This is a genomic window from Rhodopila sp., from assembly GCF_965276935.1.
In the GTDB taxonomy this organism is placed as follows: Bacteria; Pseudomonadota; Alphaproteobacteria; order Acetobacterales; family Acetobacteraceae; genus Rhodopila.
The window spans coordinates 175,740-197,853 of record NZ_CBDIBS010000001.1; the positions used below are offsets into that span (position 1 = coordinate 175,740).

Sequence of the window (22,114 nt, forward strand, 5' to 3'; positions counted from 1 at the left end):
GGCATAGACCGCCGCGATGGTTGAAGCCAGGGGACGGCGATGGGGGGGGCGGCAAGCGGGCTGTGCCACGCGACGCGGCTATTCCGGCATTGGCGTGGAAGGTGCCTCGAAATCCGCCAACATCGACGCCCTGCTGCGTGCCGGCCACGCTTTCGGCGCGGCGTTCTGCTTCACCGTCGGCCCCGGCTGGGATCGACGCGCCGCCCGCACCGTCGATACCGCGAATACACCCCTTGCATGGGCCGCTGTGGCACTTCCCGGCGCTGGCGGACCTGGGGCGGCTGCGCGCTGCTCGGGATCGGGTCGCTGGAAGACGCCGTCATTCCGCCACCCCTTGAACGCCGCCTACGTGCTGGGCCGGAGCGGGCCGGATTGTCCGCCGCCCGGCCCGTGGGCGGCATCAGTGGGCAGCATGGGCGCCGCGGTGCCCGCGGTCGCGGCCACCGGCCATGGTGCGCCACGATTTCGCCGGATCATCCCCGATCGGCAGCCAATCGGGGATGATCCTGACACCGACGCGAACAAGCCATGAGCGCGCAATGCTTGTCCGGCGGGTCCGGGCGTCCTATTCCTCCCGCCATGATCACACGTCTGTTGTTCGTTTTGCCGCTGCTGTGCGTGCTTCCTGCGGCGGCGCAGGTCCGCAAGCCGGCATCGTCGCCGCATTCCGCCTCGACCGCTTCCAGCCCGAAGCAGATCGGCAAGTTCGACGACTGGACTGCGGCGACGCATCCAGAATCCGGTCAGCTTGTCTGCTACGCGTTCACCCGCGCGCAAAGTTCCAACCCCGCGCTGCCCGGCCGGGGTCAGGTGATCCTGACGGTGACCGAGCGCGCTTCCGGCCGTGACACCGTAGCGCTCGCCGCCGGCTTCACCTATCCCGCCAACGCCACGGTTACCGTGCAGGTCGATCAGACCGGGCTGGAATTCTATACCTACCAGACCAACGCCTTTGCGCGCGACGGCAAGGCCGCGGTGGCGGCGCTGGACAAGGGCGCGCGCGCCATCGCGCGGTCGCCCGGCCCGAAGGATGCATCGGTGACGGATAGCTTCAGCCTGAAGGGGTTCAGCGCCGCCTACGCGGCGATCGTCAAGGCGTGCCCCCCGAAATGAGCCCCCCAAAATGAGCCCGCTGGCATGAGCGACATCGTCGACCTGACGGCCGCGGAGCGCACGCGCATCCTGGCGAAGTCGGCGCTGTTCGACCCGCCGCCGGCCGGCTTGGCGGACGGGCGGCGCGATCTGGTAGGGCTGTCGCGCGCCGAACTGGCGGCCGAGATGGCCTCGATCGACGAGGCTGCCTTCCGCGTCAAGCAGTTGTGGCACTGGATCTACCACCAGGGCGTGACCGACTTCAGCCGCATGTCCTCCATAGCTCGGCCGTTGCAGCGGAAGCTGGCGGAACGCTTCGTCATCGGCCGCCCAGAGGCCGCGGTGGAGCAGACCAGTTCCGACGCCACGCGCAAGTGGCTGTTCCGCTTCCGTGATGGGCAGCAGGCGGAGACGGTCTACATCCCCGATCCCGTCGAGGATCGCGGCGCGGTCTGCGTGTCCTCCCAGGTCGGCTGCACCTTGTCGTGCCGCTTCTGCCACACCGGAACGCAGACCCTGGTGCGCAACCTAGGTGCCGCCGAGATCGTCGGGCAGTTCATGGCGGCGCGGGACGCCTATGGGGAGTGGCCGTCGCCGAAGGGCGAGACGCCGCGGCTGCTGTCCACCATCGTGCTGATGGGGATGGGCGAGCCGCTGTACAACTACGCCAACGTCGCCAAGGCAATGACGATCGTGATGGACAACGAGGGCATCGGGCTGTCGCGCCGCCGGATCACGCTGTCCACCTCCGGCGTGGTGCCGATAATGGACCGGGCAGGGGCGGAGCTGGGGGTGAACCTGGCGGTGTCCCTGCACGCGGTGACCGATGCGCTGCGGGATGAACTGGTGCCGCTGAACCGCAAGTACCCCATCGCCGACCTGATGGCGGCCTGCCGCCGCTACCCCGGCGCTTCCAACGCGCGCCGGATCACCTTTGAGTACATCATGCTGAAGGGGATGAACGACTCGGAAGCCGAGGCGCGCGAGCTGGTGCGGCTGATCGCCGGCATGCCGGCGAAGGTGAACCTGATCCCGTTCAATCCCTGGCCTGACTCCAGGTATGAACCGAGCGGGAAGGCGGCGCTGGAACGGTTCTCCGGGATCGTGAACGCGGCAGGGTTTGCCGCGCCGGTGCGGACGCCGCGCGGCCAGGATATCCTGGCGGCCTGTGGGCAGTTGCGGACGGAGGGTCGGCGGCCGCGCGGCCAGTAGCGCCGGATATTGTGCAGCGCGCTGCTCGCGGTTGGCGCCGGTATTATCCGCTGTCGTCATCCGGAACTGGTTCTGGCATCACCCATGTCATATGCCGCCGGTTACTGGCAATATGATTACATCCGATATTGATATCTCTTTCGGACCCGCTCAACATCGAGCGCAAGCTGGCTCGTTGGAACATGCCGGCGTCGGAGGGGATCATGGGCGACAGTCCAACCGGCTTCACGCCGCTTCCCAAGGATCTGGCCGAAATCTTCATGATGCTCGACTTCATAGCGGGCAAGCCGGACGAGACGATCGACGATCTTCAGGTCAAGTGGAGTCGCTCGCTCGCCGGCCAACAGGCACGTCCGAGAGAAGCCTCGGAACTGCTGACCGAACTGCGCAAGATCGAGGATCGATACACCAATTCGACGAAAGCCGCGCCGGCTCCGGTACTGGACGCGGATGACGCCGCCCTGCTGCAACTGGTGAAAAATGCGCTGAACGCCAAGTCGAAACCGGCTAGTGCCACGACAATTGCCTATACAAATCTCTACATCAGGGGACAGCGGCGGGCGCGGCCCGGCGATTATGAGGCCCTTGCGCATCCAGAGCTGGTGAAGCCCGCCTGGCGTCATCGGATAACAAATACTGCCTTGCTCGCGATCGTTCTTGTTGCCGCGTTGATTGCCCTTTGGGAATCCGCGTCCGTGGCCTTGGGAAAGTCGATCCTGCAGGCCCGCCTGGACCTGCGCGTCAGGCAGGCCGCCATCGCTACCGAGAAGTTGCGAGCCGAGACCAGTGCCCTGGCCGCCAGCGACTGGGCGCTTCCCGCCCTTCAGTTGGGCGATGTTTCCTGGTTCAAGGACAAGGCACCCCACCTCAGCTTCGATTTCTGCGAGCGGCCCAGGATACTCGCGCAGACCGTGCGGCTGCAGTTCGAGACCGTTACCGGCATAAAGTGGCCGACGGGCGTCCAAGAGCAGCGAACCCAGGACGCACCCAATGAAAATCCGCCGAAGACCGCCGAGGATCTCCGTGTTTATGAGACCCCCCAACAGCAGGAAATCTGCGACTGGGATCTGATCCTGCGCGATCAATTTCGTATATCAACCGCGGAGATGGCAGGATATGTAAGGTCCTGGCCCTCGCTTGTCGGCAACCCCTTCGAGGCGATGGCGAAACCATTTCTCGCCGCCGTCGGTGTGACCGGCAAGGATAATGACGACGAGCAGGAAGGTGATACCGAGATCAAGTTAGCACCTCGATTGCTGGTTCATGGCAATTTCATACTTCCGGTGCTCTTCGCGTTTCTTGGCGCCGCGGCCCATGTGGTTCTTGAGTTTTACACGAAAATGCAGGCGAGCACGCTGACGCCGCACGATCGGGCCCTAGGCGCGATCCGTCTGGTTCTCGGCCTGGTCGTCGGCACCTGCATCGGCCTTGCGTTCAGTTCCGTTACGCCCGCACCCGACAAGACGATCACCGACCTTGTCGCATCGCTCAGTCTGACCGCGTCAGGTGTCTCGTTCCTTGCGGGATTTGGTGTCGAGGGCGTCTTCGATATGCTCAGGGAGGTCGTCAAGCGGGTGTTTCCCGCACAGGCGTCAAGATGATCAGGATACGTATGGGCCAGCGCTTTGCCCAACGGCGAAGACGAGCGGACCGGCCCTGTCATTGAGCTGGCGTCAATGCAAAAATCGAAGGAGAGGATGCACGCCGGATCCTCCGGGACGACCGCGACATCAGCCTGCCTGCCCGTTGCGCTGCTGCATGCCGACGCGAAGCATCCAGGCCAGGCGACCCTTGACGTTGATCGAATTGCATGATCGGCTTTATCCAGAATAAGCGGCGAATTCGGCGTCCCTTGATTACGACATCCTGGTAGGTTCGACGCGAGCGCCAAGGCAAGACCGCCTGTTTTTGCTTCCGGCAAGACGGGAGCCACGCCTGGATATTGGTTCGGCCGGCAGGCTTTCCTCAACCCGCATCTTATGGAATCCGCGAATGCCAGTTGATCCGCAGGTCCAGGCGCTCCTGGATGAATTTCGTCGACAGGGTGTGCCGCCCTTTGACCAAATGAGCGTCACCCAGGCCCGTCTTGTCGCCGGCGGCTTCCGGGACCTGCAGGGCGAACCCCAGGACGTTGGCGAGGTCCGGGACATTCTCGTTCCTGGTCCCATGGGCCGACTGCCGGTGCGCACATATCATCCGGCGCCGGGAAAATCATTGCCTCTGGTGGTGTATTTCCATGGCGGCGGCTGGGTCATCGGCGATATCGAGATCGCCGATAGACCCTGCCGAGCATTGGCGAATGCGTCACAATGCGTCGTCGCTTCGGTGAACTACCGACTCAGTCCAGAAACGAAATTCCCTGGGCCGGTGGACGACTGCTACGCCGCGATGTGCTGGTTGGCTGAACACGCCGCGGACATCGGAGCAGAGGGCCGGTCCGTGGCGGTTTCGGGCGACAGCGCCGGCGGCAACCTGGCGGCTGTCATGGCGCTGATGGCTCGGGATCGTGGCGGCCCGGTGCTGTCCTGCCAGTTGCTGATCTATCCGGTGACGGCGCCCGCCCAGGGCTCGACGTTCGCATCCTATCAGGATAACGCGGAAGGCTACCTGCTGACCCGGGGCACCATGATGTGGTTCTGGGAGCATTACCTGGCGTCCGCGGACGATGGCAGGAACCCCTACGCCGCGCCGCTGCACGCCGCCGACCTGCGCGGGTTGCCGCCTGCCATGGTCATAACGGCGGAATTCGATCCTCTGCGCGATGAAGGCCTGGCCTATGCGCAGCGGCTGCGAGAGGCCGGTGTGGTCGTCAAATCATCCCACTATCAGGGGATGATTCACGGCTTCTTCTGGATGGCCGGCGCCGTGCAGCGCGGTCGGGACCTGATTGCCGAGCTTGCCAACGAATTACGCGAGCAATTCGCCGCCTGACGCACGATCCGGCGCTACGAACCGAGAAGCCTGCGCTGGCCTGCTCACAGGGAGGCACTCACGATCGGCTGACCTTCATCAAGGTGGTCGTTCCCAACACCCCGTGGCGCTGCCCTTGCTGCCGGGGGCACCGGCAGCAAAAGGCGAGAGCCGCTGTCGGCGGTAGGTCCTTTAACCCGCCATTTGCTGATGCGCCGGAACCGCCAGCTTGAAGAACCGCGCCGCGTTCAGCCCCAGGATCTTCGCCCGCTGAACATCCGTCAGATCCGGCATCGTCCGTTCGATCGCCTCGGCCGAATGCGGCCAGGTGCCCTCGTGATGCGGATAGTCGTTCGCCCAGGCGAAGTTGTCGACCAACCCGAAGCGCTCCGCCAGATACAACCCCACCGGGTCTTCCTGGAACGTCGCCATGCCATGCGCCTTAAAGTAGTCGCTGGGCAGCCCTTGCAGCTTTGGACGCACCCACATGTGGTGCTTGCGATAGGCCTCGTCCATCGCCGTCAGCAGCCAGGCAACCCAGCCGATGCCGGCCTCGATGGTCGCGAAGCGCAGCCGCTTGAACCGCTCCAGCACGCCGGAGGCACACAGGTTCGCCACCGGTTCGATCGTCGGCGCCAGCGAATGCGTGACATAGTTCACCACCGCTCCGCCATTGCCGCGGGCCGCCCGTGGGTCACGGCCGGTTGAGACATGGAAGGTGATCGGCAGATCGGCTTCCTCGATCAGCCGCCACATCGGGTCGAAGTGCGGCAGGTTGTAGTTGACGTGATCCACGTCATGCCCACCCCAGATCGGCTTGCACGGCAGCGACAAGGCGCGGAAGCCGATCCTGGCAACCCGCTCGATCTCGGCCATCGCACCTGGCAGATCGCCGGTCGCGATCGGGGCCACCGGCAGCATGGCATCGGGATGCGGCCCATACTGCTCCCACGCCCAGTCGTTCCACACCCGGCACTGCGCGTTGGCGAACACCGGGTCGGGCGTCGCCCACATTGCCAGGCCCTTGTTGGGAAAGATGACCTCGACATCGACGCCGTCGGCGCGGTTGTCGCGGATGCGCTCCGGCACGTCCGCTCCGGCGCGGGAGCGTACCCAGTCCTCGCCCTCGAAGCTCATCACCCGCACCCGGTCCGGCCGGTAGCCTTCGCAGTAGCGCCACTGCACGCCTTGCTCGTCTGTGATGATGCGGGGCACGCGCTCCCGGTACTTTGCATCGATCCGTTTCTCCCACAGATCGGGCGGTTCGTTGGCGTGGCTGTCGGTGGAGACCATGAAGTATTTCCGCGGATCGCCGACCCGGGCGGAGCGAGTCCAACCGGCGTGTCCCGGCGTCTCCAGACGCCAGAGATTCGGGGTATTGATTTGTATCTCGTTCATTGGCTTTCTCCCTTGGATGGTCCGCCGTGCTGCTTTCTGATCAGCCTACTCCTCGGTAGGCGGGCCTTACCAGCGGTCAGCCGACGCCGTGTCAGGGACCACCGCACGGGGCATCCGCGGCGCGGCACCCATCGCTGGTCTGCCTGGCCGCGCGTGACCATCAGGCCAATGCGCCGCTTGCATCTGCCCCCACCCCGTGCGATCCACCCAAGGCAAGCACCCAGCACAAAGGGCCCGTCCATGCAGCGCGAGGTTTACATCGTTTCCGGCGTCCGCACCGCCATCGGCGATTTCGGCGGCAGCCTGAAGGACATCCCGCCCACCGACCTCGGCGCCCGCGTGGCGCGGGAGGCCCTGTCGCGCGCCGATGTCGCCGGTGACGAGGTGCAGCACGTCGTCTTCGGCAACGTCATCCACACCGAGGCCAAGGACATGTACCTGGCCCGTGTCGCCGCGCTGAACGCCGGCATCACCCAGGATGCGCCGGCGCTGACCTTGAACCGCCTGTGCGGCTCCGGTCTGCAGGCCATCGTCTCCGCCGCCCAGGCGGTCACGCTCGGGGATGCCGACATCGCGGTCGCCGGCGGGGCAGAGAGCATGAGCCGAGCCGGATATCTGGCGGCGGGGATGCGGTGGGGCGCGCGGATGGGGGACAGCGCGATGACCGACATGATGAACGCTGCGCTGCACGACCCGTTCCACAACATCCACATGGGCGAGACAGCGGAGAACCTGGCCGAAAGTCATCAGGTCACCCGCGGCCAGCAGGATGAACTGGCGATTCAGTCGCACCAGCGCGCGGCCCTCGCGATCGCGCAGGGGCGCTTCAAGACCCAGATCCTGCCGGTCGTGCAGAAGACCCGCAAGGGCGAGACCACCTTCGACACCGACGAACACGTCCGTCCCGGCATCAAGCCCGAAGACATGGCGAAGCTTCGTCCGGTGTTCCGCAAGGATGGCACGGTGACCGCCGGCAATGCCTCCGGCATCAACGATGGGGCCGGGGCGGTCGTCCTGATGGACGGCGACACCGTCGCCAAGCGCAACGCCCGCCCGCTCGGCCGGCTGGTCGCCTACGCCCATGCCGGCGTCGACCCGAAGATCATGGGCATCGGACCGGTCCCCGCGACCCGCGCCGCGCTGAAGCGCGCCGGCCTCGCGCTGGAGCAGATGGACGTCATCGAATCGAACGAGGCATTCGCCGCTCAGGCCTGCGCCGTCGCCCGCGATCTCGGCTTCGATCCGGCAAAGACCAACCCCAACGGCTCCGGCATTTCGCTCGGCCACCCGGTGGGTGCGACCGGCGCGATCCTGACCATCAAGGCACTGTATGAACTGGCACGCATTGGCGGCCGCTACGCGCTGGTGACAATGTGCATCGGCGGCGGCCAGGGCATCGCGGCGATCTTTGAACGGGTCGAATGACGCATCCGCCGCAGTAGACTCAGATCGCTTGGCGAGGCGGGGCTGCTCCCGCCGATCGGGCTTGCGCCGGTGCTGGCGATTCCGTCCTGGTACTATCCATTGGGTCCTGTCTCGGTGCGAATTTCCGCAACGGACGGATAGCCGACTTCGGACGTCCGCGGGCCTAGGTCCACTTCGCACCCGAGGCTTCATCGCAAGCCTAACGACTTGCACCGCAATATCTTGCATGGCCGCGACACGCCATGCCGTCACCGTATGCACGCCGGAGATCAGCGAAGCCGGCGTGTTAAGTTGCTAAAGCCTCGCACTCCACTGCCGCACCGCGTCGGCAACACGATCAGGCTGCTCGGGGAATAGCGCGTGCGAAGCGTCCTCGATGATCACCGTCGTCACACGATCGCCCACCTTGTCGTGCAACGCCGACCACTGGGCCGGTGGATTGAACGGGTCGTGGCGTGGGATGATGTCGAGTATCGGCGCGGTGCCGGCATCCCAATAAGGATTGAGGTTGGTGGCCTCGACGGCGCCGCGCTGCATGGCAAGCGTCTCGGGATACCAGCCGTCGAGCCACGGGCGGGGATCGTGCCCTGGAGCAAAGAAGGCGAGGCGCAGCGCGGCCAAACGCTCCTCCTCCGGCCGGGTGGGGTCGCCGGCGACGAAGGGAGCCTTGTTGACCTCGGGCGCCACCTTTGCCGGCGAGGACGTGGCGGCGGCGAGGATGATGCCGCGTACCAACTCGGGATGTTCGACCGCGACCACGCGCGCGACGAAGTTGCCGAACGCGTGGCCGAGCACGACGGCGGGCGCACCGCCAAGCTGCCGGATGACGCCAGCGACGTCGGCGGCGAGATCTTTCAGGTCGATGCCCTGCATCGGCCCGGCCGAGCCCGCGATGCCGCGCGGCTGCGGGCGCAGCACGCGCCAGCCCGTCGCGGCGACGCGGTCGGTGACGTCATCAAAATCATTGAACCCGTCGCGGCCGTAGGAGGGCAGCATGATGAGCGTTTGCCCTTCCCCATCGACACAGGTCACGATCTTGGCGGCATCGGCGCTGACGGTTTCGAGCCGGCGTGGACGGTTTGCCAAAATGCTTCTCCTCTTCGCGATCGCGAGTCAGGCGACCGGCGGCAGCTCGACGCGAAGCACCTTGCCGGTGCGGTACTGGCCGTCCGGTGGCTGTGCGGTGCCGCCATCGCTGGAGAAGTAGGCGATGCGGCCCTTGTCGCTGGGCGTGCGTCCCCAGGCGCCCGCCGAAGGGCCAACCAGCGTTTCGGTGAACGGGTCGCCGGCGATCACGCTCCTGCCCTCGCGGTTGCCGTCATGGGCCAGGCGCACGCGGTCGATGGTGTTCTCGCGGTGCGTCGTCGCGTAGGCGACGCCCCCGTCCTCGTCGATCAGGAAATCGTCCCATTCGCGACCGCCAGCGATGAACTCGGGAAGCCCGACCGGGTCCTGCGTGGTGGGATCGAGCTTCACGCGCAGCATCATCTGCTGTGATGTCGTGGTGTAGTAGACATAGCCGGTCTTGCGGTCGAACTGGACGCCGTTGGTGCCCGGCTGCTCGGGCTTCATTTCCCCGGGCCGGTTCTTCATGCTGTCGTGCTGAAGCCAGATGCGTGCCGACGCGCTTGCGTCGTCGTCCAGCTCGACCCGCCAGATAAGCCCTGCCATGCCAGCCGCAAGCAGCACTTTCGGCGCGACCATGCAGCCGCCGTTGAGCCCGACCCATGGCCTCGGAAACCCGAGCACGAGGCGCGGCGCGACTGAACCGCCGGGCGTCCAGCCCGTCAGATCGAGCTCGTAGAGCTTCGCCTCATGCGTGTCGTAGACGTCGGCGACGCCGAGCAGAAAGCGCTCGGATTTCCATTCCACGACGAAGGTGGTGTTGAACTCGAAGGTGAACAGGAGAAGCGGCTTGACCGGCAGTGTACTGCCAGGCGCGGGCACGAACCACAGCTCCTTGCGGTTCGTCACGGTGATCAGCATCGACCCGTCGGCGCGAACCGCCAGGTTCTCCAGGAAGAAATGCTCGGGGAATTCGGCCACGACGGTAAGCTTGGCCTGGGGTGCGCTGGGCATGAGATCGGACCTCTCGGAGGAATGGCTATGCCGGCCTTGGGGCAGGAACGGCGAACAGGTTGAGCAGACCGCAGACGAGGTGATAGCAGCCGGCGAGAACCGCGAAATCGACGAGCCCCGTCTCGCCGAAATGCCGCAGCGCCTCCGTAAAGAGCTCATCGTCGACGGCATGTCCGGCGGTGAGCACCAGCGCAAGGCGCTGGGCAATCGCCTCATCGGCCGCGAACTCGGGTGTGATATGCCCGGCCACGAGCGCCTCGACGCATGTGTCGGAGAAGCCTGCGTGACAGGCGGCCGCCGCATGCGCGGAGAGTTCATAGTGCGCTTTCCACACCGACCCCACGCTGAGAATGACGACTTGGCGGACGCGGTCGGACAGGCTGGTGTGCTTGCTCTCGTCCATCTGGAGCTGCACGAAGGTCAGCGCGATGTCCGGACTTCGCAGCATGGGATTGAATGGCCCGATGAAGCAATTATCGAAGGTTTTGCTGTCAAAGCCGGTCTTGCCGGCCCAGCGTCCCATGGTCGCGTCCATCCTGTCCCACAACGTCTTCTGCGCCGGGGACAAGCTGATTGCGTCCAAGAGCGGCAGGCGGCCGCCGAGCCAGGCATCGGGATCGGGCATCGTCGACTCCGGAAATTCTTGAGCGGCTACTGGTCGAGGCCGGTTGCGTCCGCGTCCGCCGGCACGTCGAAGGCGGCGAGCGTCATGCTGACCATCGTGAACCAGCCGATCAGCACCGCGACATCAATCAGCCCGGCGTCGCCGATCCGCGACTTGGCCTTGCGGTAAAGGCCAAGCGAGACCGGCCGCGGCTGCACCAGGGCATAGGCGACCTGGTAGACGACCTCCTCGCGCGGGTCTTCGAACGAAACCGGAAGACCGGCGATTAGCCGTTGCACCGTCTCGGGATCGAGATGCCCTTGCGCCTCGCCGATCTTCTCGTGCTCGTAGCTGGCGTAGGCGGAAAGCCAGCGCGCGGTGACAAGGTTGGTGACGATCTCGATCTCGGCCTTCGTCAGCGTCGACCGCTTCTGATAATATTCTCCCGTAGGAACGATCGTTTTCGACAGCGTGGGATTGGCGAGCCAGATGCGATGCGGCCCAGGAACAAGCCCGCGCAGTCCCTTGGTGAAATCATAGGCATCCTTCATGTCGGGCGGCATGTCCGCGACGGGCGTCTCGCGAAATCGCCCGAACGTGCCGAATTCGGTCCGATCAGCCATCGAAGCACTCCTTTTGACGAAATAACATCGGCCCGCAATCGGCAGCACGCCGCAAACGTTAGGTGTGGAAGATTGGTTCAATCCCGGCCGTGAATGAAGACTATGCCCCAGGTGAATACAGCATGACCTTGATCGCGACGGACCGGCTTGATCTGATCAGGCTGTTCCTCCGTGTCGCCGAGACCGGGCAGATCTCGCAGGCTGCCCATGCGCTCGGCCTGTCGCAGCCGACCGCCAGCCGTTTTCTGAAGCGGCTCGAGGATCAGGTGGGAACGAAACTCGTCGACCGCTCGCCGCAAGGGCTAAGCCTGACCCAGGCAGGCCGGGACTTTCTCGCGCCGGCGCGGCGTTTGGTCGACGACTGGTACGAGGCCATCGATGTCGTGAAGGGGGACACATGCACCCGCTCGGGCACAATCCGCATTGCCGTGCCCGTCGCCGTCGGCCAAGGGTTTCTGGCCGTGATCGCCGCGCGCTTCCTGCGGGCGCATCCCGCCATCGCGATCGAGTGGCACCTGCGCGACGATCTGGTCGACGTGACCGCGGAAGGTTACGACTTGTGGATCCGCGTCGGCGAGGTCCATCGCGACGACCTCGTGGTGCGGCACATCTACCGGGTCGAGCGCGCGATCGTGACGGCGGCAGGGCGTCCTGAAGTTTCGCATCCGCGTGAGTTGCAGCCGACGCCGGCCGTGCGCCTCTCCACGTTCGTGCCGGGAGTGGTCGAGCTGACTGATGGCAGCGGTGTGACGTTCCAGCTCCGGCAACGGGTCATGTTCACCACCGACAATCTATATGCCGCGCTCACGGCGGTGCTGCAGGGCGTCGGCTACGCCGTGCTGCCGTTGTGGTGCATGCACGCGCAGCTCGCGCAGGGGGCGCTGCGGAGGGTGTGCGAACCATGGCGTCCCGCCGACGTCACTCTCTCGATTGCCTATGCGCCGAACCGAGGCCGCTCTTCCCGCGTCGCCGCGTTGATGGCCCATATTCAAAAGGAGCTGCAGGACGACCAGGGTCTAGGCGTCGCCTTCCTTCGCGCAGCCGGCGCGATGGATAGCGTGACCAGAATAGGGCGGCTCGTCCGTCGATAAGCATGACCTGCGACAGTCTCGCTCGCACGCGAACTCTTGATTCACGCCTTCTAATTGGTCAGCCTTGGTCGGTAACACGCTATGGCGGTTGCAGCGACGCCTCCGCTGTCGCGATGACCTGAGGCGTGAAGACATAACCGCCATACCGAACGGTTTTGATAAAGGACGGATCTTTCAGGCTGGTCTCGATCTTCCGCCGCAGCCGGCTGATCTGCACATCGATACTGCGGTCGAATACAGCCGCGGCGCGACCGTGCAGCATGTCCAGCAAGTCGTCGCGCGACATCACCTTGCGGGAATTCTGGCAGAAGATCGTCAGGATGTTGAATTCACCGCTAGTTAGGGATCGGGTTGCGCCGGTCGGATCAAACAGTTGTCGGCGCGCCATGTCCAGCCGCCAACCTTCGAACACCAGGGTTTGAGACGCTTCGACCGCGGCCGGCTCGGATGCGGCACTGCGGCGCATCACCGCCCTGACCCTGGCCACCAGTTCCCGCGAATTGAACGGCTTGGGCAGGTAGTCGTCCGCCCCCAGTTCCAGACCGACGATCCGGTCAGTGTCCGTGCCGTGTGCCGTGACCATGATGATGGGAATAGTCGATTTGCCGCGCAGCCGGCGGCAGATGCTCAGCCCGTCCTCGCCGGGCAGGCCAACATCCAGGATGACAAGATCGACCTTGCTGTCGGACATCACACGATCAAGATCTCGCCCGCTTCGGGCAGGCGTCACCTTGAATCCATGCTCGGTCAGGCAACTGACCATCGTGCGACTGATGTCAGGATCGTCCTCGACAATGGCGACATGCGATGCTGCGTCCATACCTCACCTTTTCGTGGGCGGACATTGGCACTTTAGCATGTTCAATAACAAGGTCAACCTGAACATGGAAACAAATTGATATTTTCCGTCACATTGGGTGCCGTCTGGGCCAAAGGTGGTTCGTTCGTGGTGGGGTAGCCCTGGGCATACCGATCAGTATAATCCCCCTGGTTGAGACGGTCCGACGCATGGGGCCAGACCATTCGCGGACGCATGGGGGAGTGAAGCATGAGTTTGAAAGGTGCGGCATATATCGTGGGGGCGTGGGAACATCCCACGCGCAAGGCGACCGACAAGTCGATCGCCATGCTCCACGCGGAGTGCGCCAAGGGCGCGCTGGAAGACGCGGGCCTGACCAAGGACGATGTGGACGGCTACTTTTGCGCCGGTGACGCGCCGGGGTCGTTGGGACCGTTGTCCATGGTGGACTACATGAACCTGAAGTGCCGGCATGTGGACAGCACCGATGTCGGCGGTTCGTCCTATCAGGTGGCGGTTGGTCACGCGCTGGAATCCATTGCCGCCGGGCGGTGCAATGTCGCGCTGATCACGCTGGCCGGGCGGCCGCGCAGCGAAGGCATGGCGACCGGCACCGCACCGCGGGCCGGCAGTCCCACGGCGCCGGAGATGCAGTTCGAATACCCGTACGGACCAACGGTAGTGAACCAGTACGCGATGTGCGCCGCGCGCCACATGTACGAGTATGGCACCACCAGTGAACAGCTTGCCTGGATCAAGGTCGCCGCCTCAACCCATGCGCAGTACAACCCGAACGCCATGCTGCGGGATGTCGTGACGGTCGAGGACGTGGTGAAGTCGCCGATCGTCGCCAGCCCGCTGCACCGTCTGGATTGCTGCGTGATCAGCGACGGCGGCGGAGCATTGATCGTGACCAAGCCGGAGATCGCCAAAAGCCTGAAGCGGCCGAAGGTCAAGGTGATCGGCGTCGGCGAATCGCCGAAGCACCAGATGGGCGGCGAGGTCGACCTGACCTACACCGCCGCCCGCTGGTCCGGCCCCCCAGCCTGGGAGATGGCCGGCATCAGGCCGTCCGACATCAAGTACGCCTCGATCTACGACAGTTTCACCATCACCGTGCTGATGCAGCTCGAGGATCTAGGCTTCGCGGAGAAAGGCAGGGGCGGCGCCTTCGTGTCCGATGGCAACCTGATCTCCGGCGTCGGCAAGCTGCCGTTCAACACCGATGGCGGCGGGTTGTGCAACAATCATCCGGCCAACCGCGGCGGCATTACCAAGATCATTGAAGCCGTGCGCCAGTTGCGCGGTGAGGCGCACCCTTCGGTACAGGTTGCCAACTGCGACCTGGCGATCGCCCACGGCACCGGCGGGTCGCTCGGCACGCGTCACTGCGGCAGCACCGTCATCCTGGAGCGGGAGTAATCATCATGGCCTACGTACAGAGAAAGATCCCGTTCGTCGGAACCGCTGACACCAATCCAGAAACAAAGCCGTTCTTCGATGCCGCCGCGGCGGGAAAGTTCATGGTTCGCCGCTGCACCAGGTGCACCAAGGCGCACTGGTATCCACGTGCCCTATGCCCGTTCTGCTTCGGCGACTGCGCCTGGGAGGAAGCCTCGGGCAAGGGGAAGATCTATTCCCTCAGCGTCATGAAGCGGGGTGAGGCACCCTATGCCATCGCCTATGTCACCTTGGCCGAAGGGCCGTCGATGCTGACCAACATCGTCGACTGCGATCTTGATGCCTTGAAGATTGGCCAGGACGTCAAGGTGACGTTCGTGCCGTCCGAGGGCGGACCGCCCTTGCCGTTCTTCGCTCCGGCCTGACCGGCCTTGCCGAAGGCGGGTCAACGGCGCCGGTCCGCATGGGCCGGCGCTGTTCGTCGGTTGCGCAACGCCGGCTGACGGTTGGTCGAGCCGCTGGTTCGATTGCATGATTAACGCGCTTTGAACGTGCCGCTCGACGCGACCATGGTTTAAAGCGTGATCGCCTGGGGCTGGCACGGTCAGAAGGCTGAGCTACGCGATCAAACAATGAGGTAAAGCGCGACTCCTGAGTCAACCTAGAGCATGATCGTTTTAAGTTGACTCCTGCGTGAGTAGGGGTTCCGGCGCGGCCTAAAATCTGATCCAAGCTGTGGGCTGGGTCGGAGGCCAGCATGGATGGGTGCTCCTTACACGTTGGATTTGCGAGAACGCGCTGTCGCGGCATTCCGCTCAGGCAGGAGCCGGCTTGAGACGGCGACCCTCTTCCAGGTCAGTGAGTCGTCTGTGCAGCGGTGGTCGCGGCTGGATCGACAGAAGGGCAGCGTGGCGGCGCAGGGGCTGGGTGGTCATCGGCCCTTCGCACTGGCCAACGAACGCGACAGGATTATCGAACGGATTGCGCAACAGCCGGATCTGCCGTTGCGCGCACTGCTCGCTGAGTTGCAAGACCGTGGCATCACGGTGAGCTATTTTGCTGTCTGGAACATCGTTGACCGCGCTGGTCTCAGCTTTAAAAAAAAGCCTGCACGCCAGCGAGCAGGATCGTCCCAATGTTGCCCGTCGGCGCCTGCAATGGCAAAAGCGGCAGGATAAAGTTGATCCCAGACGGCTTGTTTTTGTAGACGAAACCTGGACGAAGACGAACATGACCCCGATCCGGGGGCGGTGCCCGGTCGGCCAGCGTCTGCTCGCCAAGGTGCCGCATGGTCATCGCCAGACGCAAACCTTCGTTGCCGCCCTGCGATGCGACGGCATTCATGCGCCATGCCTGCTCGATCAGCCGATGAACGCGATCAGTTTTCGCGCCTATGTCGAGCAGTTCCTGGTGCCGACGTTACGACCGGGCGACGTTGTGATCATGGATAATCTGAGCAGTCACAAGGGCCCTGTCATCCGCAAGGCAATCCGGACAGCGGGTGCAAAGCTGATTTTCCTGCCACCCTATAGTCCCGACCTCAACCCGATCGAGCAGGTGTTCGCCAAACTCAAAACCCTGCTGCGCAAGGCCAACGCCCGCACCATCGACGCAGTGATCGAAGCGATCGCCAAGCTCCTCGACGAGTATACCGTCGAAGAATGCGCCAATTACCTCGTCAACTCCGGCTACGGGTCAACCTAAAACGATCATGCTCTAAACCAGCCGCGTTTTATGGGACTGATCAACGCTGTCCGCTGTGCAGGCTGTTGCGGCCCTGGGTCTTTGCTTATCAATAAGCGCTTCATTTGTCGCAACGTGCCCTGCGCTCAACGTCATGGCGGGCGTACGCCCGCCATCCACGCCGTTGTCGAGACCAGCACTGCAAGCCGTGAATAACGGGCCGAGGCGCGCCATGACGGAACTGGGTAAACGTGTCTGACTTGCAGTCGTTCCTTGTTCACGTATCCTGTGCTTGGGCGCAACGACAAAGGCGGCAGCCCGCGTGTCGTTAAGTTCTGCAGGGCCCTTCGTGGGTTTCGGTGGGGACTAACCGCACGGCGAGGGCGGCCAGGGCAGCAATCACGCCGGCAACCAGAAACGTCACGGATAGCGAACGCGTAATCAGCATGCCGGCGAACGCGGAACCAAGCGGGAAGCCGGCGGTGTTCAGGCTGATCGAGACGGAGAGGACGCGGCCGAGCAGCGCGGGATCAGTGCGCCGCTGTCGCAGCGTGAGCAGGCCGACATCGATTGGCCCTTCGGCGAAACCGGCCATCAGAAGACCCAGGACTAATCCCGGGGATCCAAGTTCCGCTGCGATTGACCAGGCGGCCAGGGCGGTTGCCAGCATGCCGGCCGCCATGATCGGCCGTTCTCGTCCCGCGGTGCGAAGCTGGCCGGCCAGCAGGGCGCCCAGGCCGCCGGCGATGCCGGTCGCCGCCCACAGGAAACCCGTCATCGTCTCGCCTGCGCCATTGGCGAACGTGCGGACCATGAACACGGGCACGGCGATAACAAGAATACCCCAGGCCACCTGATACAGGATGTATGAAACCGCCAGCCCGCGCAGCGTCGGGTGGCGCATGACGACGCGGACGCCCTCCAACGTGTGATGCAGGAGCGAGCCCGATGAAGGCGCCACATTCGGGACGAGACGCACGCGAGCAATGCAGACGGCCGCCATGCCGAACGTCAGGGCGATCAGCGTCAGTGCTGGCGCTGGTCCGGCGAAGGCAACGATCAGCCCCGTGAGCGCTGGTCCGAGCACGTCGGCAGCGGCATGGATCGCAGTGTCGAGTGCATTGGCGCGGTCAAGCGCCTCGACTGGTACCAGCCGAGGCAGCAGAACACGGATGCCCGCGGTGCTGAGGGGGCTTGTCAGAGAGAACAGTCCAACCAGTATCAACAGGACGACGGGATTTACCCAGCCAAGCTGATCCGCCGCGACCAGCAGCGCGATCAGCACCGTGCTCGCGATCATGTCGACCGTGACTGCCGAGGCCGATCCGATACGGTCAAGAAATGCGCCAGCGAGCGGGCTGATCATCAAGCCTGGTGCCACGGCGGCACATGTCACCCACCCGGCAAGCGCGGGTGAGGCGAAGCGTCCCAGCACATACAGCACGAGAGCCAGCAACAGCATGCGGCCGGCCAGCCGAGACAACATGGCCGCCGTCAGAACGGCTGGCAGATCGGCAACGGCAAAAAAATCGCGATATGAAACAGGTTGTCCGACCACCGGCTTGTCTTCAAGCGGCGGATGCTCCGGCCTGCGTCTCGAGAAACCCATTCAGCGCACTAATGAAACCCTTGGTGTTCTGCCCGTGCACATTATGGCCGCAGTCCGGCACCGTCACCAGCGTGCCGCGCGGTAGCGCGTCGGCGAACCGCTCCGCTGCCTCGGGCGCGAGAATATTTGACTTCGCGCCCCGCACCAGCAGCACCGGCAAGTCGAAACGTGTCGCGTCATCAAGAGAGACATTCTCCAACAGACCGCTGCCGCGCACGATGTTCAGCCGGCGCGGATTGGAATCGCATTTGCTGACGTACTTCCCGTCCGCCCGTTCCAGCATGTTGTACTTCACCGTCCGCTCGATATGCTCGCGCGGGCGATACGGATCGTATTGACGCACGTTGCGGATGAAGTGCTCCAGATCATCGAATTCCTGGTTCACCTGCACGAACCCGGCGATCGCCGCTCGCCCCTTGTCGGATAGTTCCGGCCCCACATCGACGATCACCAGCGCGCCCAGCCGCGACGGATCGCGCCGCGTCAGCAGCATGGCGTTGCGTCCGCCCATGGAATGACCGATCAGGACCGGCCGCCGCAGCCCCATCGTGTCGATGAAGGCCTCGGCGTCCAGCGACATCTCGTGGTTGGAATAGGCAACATCGCGCGCCCACTCGCTGTCGCCATGGCCGCGTTGATCCAGCGCCAATACGCGGTAACGCTGCGCCAGGTGCAGGCTGACCAGGTCCCACGAATGCGCCGACTGGTGGCCGCCGTGCAGCAGCACGATCGGCGGCGCGTCCGCCGCGCCCCAGTCGAGGAAATGGAACCTCATCTGGCGCAGCACGACGTTGCAGGACCGATAGGCAATATCCCGCGCATGCGGAATGCCCAGGTCGGCCGCGCTGTCCAGCAGGCTGCGGAACTCGTCCGTGTCGGTCATGTCCAGCGGCTGCTGCCCATTGGCGAAAATGTTGAGATACATGGCGTCGGACACCTCGATGCAAGCAGATCGGGCCGGCAGACCGCTGCGATAATGCCACAACAGCCTGCCTGGCCCTGCATGGCAAGTGCCTCAAACCTCCGCTCGCCAGTGCATGGGTGGCTCGGCCGTGACCAGGGAGCCGCCGCATGTGCCCGCGCGGCCCCGTCATTCATCCGGGATTGCTCCCGCGGCAACGTGGTGCCAGTTGAATTTCGGCATAGGCAGGAGATTGATCAATGAGCAAGGTCGTGCGGTTTCACGAGTTGGGTGGCCCCGAGGTTCTGAAGCTCGAGGATGAGTCGCCGCGGCAGCCGGGGTCAGGCGAGGCTCAGGTCGAGGTCCGCGCCATCGGCCTCAATCGCGCCGAGGCCATGTTCCGGCGTGGCATCTACCTGGAGCAGCCGAGCCTTCCATCGCGGATCGGCTACGAGATATCCGGTGTCGTCCGCGCAGTTGGACCGGACGTGACGTCGTTCAAGCCCGGTGACGCGGTCAGCACCATTCCCGGCTACTCGCAAGGCAAGTATGGCGCGTGTGCGGAGGTGGCCCTGGTTCCCGCCGATGTGCTGGTGGCCAAGCCGGAGGCACTGTCGTTCGAGCAGGCAGCCTCAATCTGGATGCAGTACATGACAGCCTACGGCGCGCTGATCGACATCGCGCATCTCGGCAGGGGTGATGCGGTCGTGATAGCTGCGTCGTCTTCCAGCGTCGGATTGGCGGCAATCCAGATCGCCCGTCATGTGGGCGCCACGCCGATCGCCACCACGCGGACCGGGGCCAAGCGTGCCGCATTGCTGGAAGCCGGCGCGGCAACGGTGATCGCGACCGAAGAGGACGATGTGCCGGCGGCGATCATGGCCGCGACTGACGGCAAGGGCGCGCGGGTCGTGTTCGACCCGGTTGGCGGCCGCATGGTGCTGAAACTGGCGGCGGGGATGGCGCAGTCGGGCATCCTGTTTCAGTACGGCGGCCTGAGCGGCGAGGAGACGCCATTCCCGACCATGGCGAGCTTTGCCAACAGGCTGTCGATGCGGGCCTACTCGCTGATGGAGATCATCGCCGATCCGGCGCGGCGCGCAAGCGGCGTGGACTACGTGCTCGATGGCCTGAAGTCCGGCGCGTTGACGCCGAAAATCGCCAAGACGTTCACGCTGGACCAGATCGTCGAGGCATATCGCTACCTGGAAGGCAACGAGCAGATCGGCAAGATCGTGGTGACCGTCTAGATCGGCCGCCAAGGAAGCCGGCTGCTGCAAGCCAGCCGGCTGTCCCTGCTTTAGTCGGCGGATTTTCAGGCCGCGGCGCGCCGGGTCAGGTCGGCCTGGGACGGCAGTTCCCGCCCGTGTGTTTCCGGCAACAGCAGTGCGGTCGGAACAGCAGGGCGGTCGCATCTGGACGGCCCGCCAAAGTTGCTCAATCGCGCTTCATGCGAACGCGTTTCGTGCAAAAGCCGGAGCGTTGGAGGAGTCGTGTCAGGGCTCTGCGGTGCGGTGCCAGGCTGTCAAGCCAGCGACGCTTCTTCGGTGCCGGACACGCGGCGGCGTGTGGCAGCCGACCGACCCTGGTCAGCCAGATGCCGCCTGCTTATGGTTGGCGCTGTCGCACCAGCCGAGGAACCCGCCGATGTCCCAGTTCGCGCTTGAAACCAACTCCGCGCTCGATCGTGCCCAATCCTATCAGGCGGAGCTGACCGCCATCCGCCGCGACATTCATGCCCATCCGGAACTGGGGCTGGAGGAGTATCGCACCGCCGACCTAGTCGCCCGCAAGCTGGAGGAATGGGGGATCGAGGTGCATCGCGGCGTCGGCAAGACCGGCGTCGTCGGCGTGCTGCGCAACGGCAATGGCGAGGCCGCGGTCGGGCTGCGCGCCGACATGGACGCGCTGCCGATCCAGGAGGCGACCAACCTGCCGTATGCCAGCCAGAATCCCGGCCGGATGCACGCCTGCGGCCATGACGGCCACACCACCATGCTGCTCGGCGCGGCCAAATACCTGGCGGAAACCCGCAACTTCAACGGCACTGTCAACTTCATCTTCCAGCCGGCCGAGGAAGGCGTCGGCGGCGCGCTGGAAATGCTCAAGGACAAGCTGTTCGAGCGTTTCCCCTGCAATTTCGTCTACGGCATGCACAACCGGCCGGGGCTGCCGGTCGGCCGTTTCATCACCGGACCCAACGCGCGCGCTGCGGGTGGCGCGTTCTTCGACATCACCATCACCGGCAAGGGCGCCCATGGTGCGCATCCGCAGCAGAGCATCGACCCGGTGGTGATCGCCTGCCACCTCGGCACCGCCCTGCAGTCCATCGTGTCGCGCAACATCTCGGCGCAGGATACCGCGGTCTTGAGCATCACGCGGATCCAGTCCGGCGACGCCTACAACGTGATCCCGCAGCATGCGGTGCTCGCCGGCACGGTGCGGACGATGAAGCGCGAGATCATGCAGACGATCGAGACCAACATGCGGCGCCTGTCCACCAGCCTCGCGACCGGCTTCGGGGCGACGGCTGAACTCGATTTTCGGGTCATCTTCGCGCCGATGGTGAACAACGAGGCCGAGGCGATCGCCTACGGCGATGCCGCCGCGGCGCTGGTGGGCGAAGCGGCGGTGCGCCGCGACGGACCGCCCGGCATGGGATCGGAGGATTTCAGCTTCATGATGGAGCAGGTGCCCGGCGCGCACATCAACCTCGGCAGCGGCGACACCGCCGCGCTGCATAACCATTTGTATGACTTCAATGATGCCGCGATCCCCTACGGCGTCGCCCTGTACGCCGGAATTACCGAGAAAAAGCTGCCGAAAGGCGCCGTTGACTGATGTTGACGCGGCGGACGCCGACGGACCTGATGATCTGGTTCGCCGGCCAGGCGATCCCCGCCCGAAGCGGCGACAGCGTCGCGGTGGCGTTGCTGGCCGCCGGCATCGCCGCCACCCGCACGACGCCGATCTCCGGCGCGCCGCGCGGACCGTTTTGCATGATGGGCGCCTGCTTTGATTGCCTCGCGATGGTGGACGGCCAGGCGAACGTGCAGACCTGCATGGTGGCCGCGCGGGACGGGATGCGGGTGGAGCGGCAGGAGGGTTCGGCATCCTTGAAATAACGAGTTTTCGTCATCGCCAGCATGCTGACGGTGCAGGGCGGCATCACTAACGTTTGTTGAAGGCGATGGCGAAGATCACCGACCAGCACCGCCCTGGCTTGCGCCAGCGCGACCCGCGTGCCATCGGCCCGGGCCTCGCTCCTTGCATGGAGCACGACGCCA

Annotated in this window: 21 protein-coding genes; 13 read left to right on the top strand and 8 right to left on the bottom strand. The window is 64.7% G+C overall.

Going from position 1 to position 22,114, the window contains the following annotated elements; translation table 11 throughout:
- Positions 1 to 16 precede the first annotated feature (16 nt).
- The 5 genes from ACQY4S_RS00780 (at position 17) to ACQY4S_RS00800 (ending at position 5,235) form a co-directional block, all read left to right on the top strand.
- On the top strand, positions 17 to 532 hold the full coding sequence (locus ACQY4S_RS00780; RefSeq protein WP_428483265.1) for a hypothetical protein: 516 nt from the start codon (positions 17 to 19) through the stop codon (positions 530 to 532).
- Positions 533 to 594: 62 nt separating this feature from the next.
- A complete protein-coding gene (locus tag ACQY4S_RS00785) occupies positions 595 to 1,113 on the top strand; it encodes an invasion associated locus B family protein (RefSeq protein WP_428483266.1) in 519 nt (172 codons plus the stop codon).
- A gap of 24 nt (positions 1,114 to 1,137) precedes the next feature.
- Positions 1,138 to 2,304 (top strand): 23S rRNA (adenine(2503)-C(2))-methyltransferase RlmN, encoded by a 1,167-nt coding sequence (rlmN, locus tag ACQY4S_RS00790; protein ID WP_428483267.1) that lies wholly within the window; start codon positions 1,138 to 1,140, stop codon positions 2,302 to 2,304.
- Between the two features lie 260 nt (positions 2,305 to 2,564).
- Positions 2,565 to 3,905: a hypothetical protein gene (locus ACQY4S_RS00795; protein ID WP_428483268.1), complete on the top strand. Its 1,341-nt coding sequence runs from the start codon at positions 2,565 to 2,567 to the stop codon at positions 3,903 to 3,905.
- A 391-nt stretch (positions 3,906 to 4,296) separates the two neighbouring features.
- Complete coding sequence (locus ACQY4S_RS00800; RefSeq protein WP_428483269.1) at positions 4,297 to 5,235, top strand: alpha/beta hydrolase; 939 nt, start codon at positions 4,297 to 4,299, stop codon at positions 5,233 to 5,235.
- 171 nt (positions 5,236 to 5,406) lie between these two features.
- Here ACQY4S_RS00800 and ACQY4S_RS00805 read toward each other — a convergent pair whose 3' ends face one another.
- Positions 5,407 to 6,612 carry an amidohydrolase family protein gene (locus ACQY4S_RS00805; RefSeq protein ID WP_428483270.1) on the bottom strand — a complete coding sequence of 402 codons (1,206 nt, stop codon included), beginning with the start codon at positions 6,610 to 6,612 and terminating at the stop codon, positions 5,407 to 5,409.
- Between the two features lie 240 nt (positions 6,613 to 6,852).
- Here ACQY4S_RS00805 and ACQY4S_RS00810 point away from each other — a divergent pair, with 240 nt between their 5' ends.
- On the top strand, positions 6,853 to 8,037 hold the full coding sequence (locus ACQY4S_RS00810; protein ID WP_428483271.1) for an acetyl-CoA C-acyltransferase family protein: 1,185 nt from the start codon (positions 6,853 to 6,855) through the stop codon (positions 8,035 to 8,037).
- A 294-nt stretch (positions 8,038 to 8,331) separates the two neighbouring features.
- Here ACQY4S_RS00810 and ACQY4S_RS00815 read toward each other — a convergent pair whose 3' ends face one another.
- The 4 genes from ACQY4S_RS00815 to ACQY4S_RS00830 are packed head-to-tail and all read right to left on the bottom strand — an operon-like array spanning position 8,332 to position 11,343.
- Complete coding sequence (locus tag ACQY4S_RS00815) at positions 8,332 to 9,123, bottom strand: alpha/beta fold hydrolase (RefSeq protein WP_428483272.1); 792 nt, start codon at positions 9,121 to 9,123, stop codon at positions 8,332 to 8,334.
- Positions 9,124 to 9,150: 27 nt separating this feature from the next.
- Positions 9,151 to 10,116, bottom strand: coding sequence for a hypothetical protein (locus tag ACQY4S_RS00820; RefSeq protein WP_428483273.1), 966 nt, complete (start codon positions 10,114 to 10,116; stop codon positions 9,151 to 9,153).
- A 25-nt stretch (positions 10,117 to 10,141) separates the two neighbouring features.
- Complete coding sequence (locus ACQY4S_RS00825; RefSeq protein ID WP_428483274.1) at positions 10,142 to 10,741, bottom strand: carboxymuconolactone decarboxylase family protein; 600 nt, start codon at positions 10,739 to 10,741, stop codon at positions 10,142 to 10,144.
- Positions 10,742 to 10,767: 26 nt separating this feature from the next.
- The gene (locus ACQY4S_RS00830; RefSeq protein WP_428483275.1) at positions 10,768 to 11,343 is read right to left on the bottom strand and encodes a carboxymuconolactone decarboxylase family protein; all 576 of its coding nucleotides are present in this window, start codon (positions 11,341 to 11,343) and stop codon (positions 10,768 to 10,770) included.
- Between the two features lie 122 nt (positions 11,344 to 11,465).
- On the opposite strand from ACQY4S_RS00830, the gene ACQY4S_RS00835 reads away from it, so the two are divergent.
- The gene (locus ACQY4S_RS00835; protein ID WP_428483276.1) at positions 11,466 to 12,434 is read left to right on the top strand and encodes a LysR family transcriptional regulator; all 969 of its coding nucleotides are present in this window, start codon (positions 11,466 to 11,468) and stop codon (positions 12,432 to 12,434) included.
- A gap of 79 nt (positions 12,435 to 12,513) precedes the next feature.
- Here the strand turns inward: ACQY4S_RS00835 and ACQY4S_RS00840 are convergent, their stop codons facing one another.
- A complete protein-coding gene (locus ACQY4S_RS00840; RefSeq protein ID WP_428483277.1) occupies positions 12,514 to 13,254 on the bottom strand; it encodes a response regulator in 741 nt (246 codons plus the stop codon).
- Positions 13,255 to 13,482: 228 nt separating this feature from the next.
- Between ACQY4S_RS00840 and ACQY4S_RS00845 the strand changes: the two genes are divergently transcribed.
- The 3 genes from ACQY4S_RS00845 (at position 13,483) to ACQY4S_RS00855 (ending at position 16,338) form a co-directional block, all read left to right on the top strand.
- On the top strand, positions 13,483 to 14,655 hold the full coding sequence (locus ACQY4S_RS00845; protein WP_428483278.1) for a thiolase domain-containing protein: 1,173 nt from the start codon (positions 13,483 to 13,485) through the stop codon (positions 14,653 to 14,655).
- Between the two features lie 5 nt (positions 14,656 to 14,660).
- A complete protein-coding gene (locus ACQY4S_RS00850) occupies positions 14,661 to 15,059 on the top strand; it encodes a Zn-ribbon domain-containing OB-fold protein (protein ID WP_428483279.1) in 399 nt (132 codons plus the stop codon).
- A gap of 336 nt (positions 15,060 to 15,395) precedes the next feature.
- Positions 15,396 to 16,338, top strand: a protein-coding gene (locus ACQY4S_RS00855; RefSeq protein ID WP_428483280.1) for an IS630 family transposase whose coding sequence is annotated in 2 segments (ribosomal slippage) — positions 15,396 to 15,731 and positions 15,733 to 16,338 — 942 coding nt in all. Because the reading frame shifts where the segments join, the coding sequence is not laid out codon by codon here.
- Between the two features lie 307 nt (positions 16,339 to 16,645).
- On the opposite strand, the gene ACQY4S_RS00860 is transcribed toward ACQY4S_RS00855, so the two are convergent.
- Positions 16,646 to 17,803, bottom strand: coding sequence for an MFS transporter (locus tag ACQY4S_RS00860; protein WP_428483281.1), 1,158 nt, complete (start codon positions 17,801 to 17,803; stop codon positions 16,646 to 16,648).
- A gap of 82 nt (positions 17,804 to 17,885) precedes the next feature.
- Positions 17,886 to 18,851 carry an alpha/beta fold hydrolase gene (locus ACQY4S_RS00865; protein ID WP_428483282.1) on the bottom strand — a complete coding sequence of 322 codons (966 nt, stop codon included), beginning with the start codon at positions 18,849 to 18,851 and terminating at the stop codon, positions 17,886 to 17,888.
- A gap of 236 nt (positions 18,852 to 19,087) precedes the next feature.
- Between ACQY4S_RS00865 and ACQY4S_RS00870 the strand changes: the two genes are divergently transcribed.
- The 3 genes from ACQY4S_RS00870 to ACQY4S_RS00880 all read left to right on the top strand — a co-directional run bounded on the left by ACQY4S_RS00870 (position 19,088) and on the right by ACQY4S_RS00880 (position 21,952).
- Positions 19,088 to 20,077: a zinc-dependent alcohol dehydrogenase family protein gene (locus tag ACQY4S_RS00870; RefSeq protein WP_428483283.1), complete on the top strand. Its 990-nt coding sequence runs from the start codon at positions 19,088 to 19,090 to the stop codon at positions 20,075 to 20,077.
- Between the two features lie 397 nt (positions 20,078 to 20,474).
- Positions 20,475 to 21,668: a M20 aminoacylase family protein gene (locus tag ACQY4S_RS00875; protein ID WP_428483284.1), complete on the top strand. Its 1,194-nt coding sequence runs from the start codon at positions 20,475 to 20,477 to the stop codon at positions 21,666 to 21,668.
- Positions 21,668 to 21,952 (top strand): (2Fe-2S)-binding protein, encoded by a 285-nt coding sequence (locus ACQY4S_RS00880; RefSeq protein WP_428483285.1) that lies wholly within the window; start codon positions 21,668 to 21,670, stop codon positions 21,950 to 21,952. The genes ACQY4S_RS00875 and ACQY4S_RS00880 overlap by 1 nt, the downstream gene beginning before the upstream one ends.
- Positions 21,953 to 22,114 lie beyond the last annotated feature (162 nt).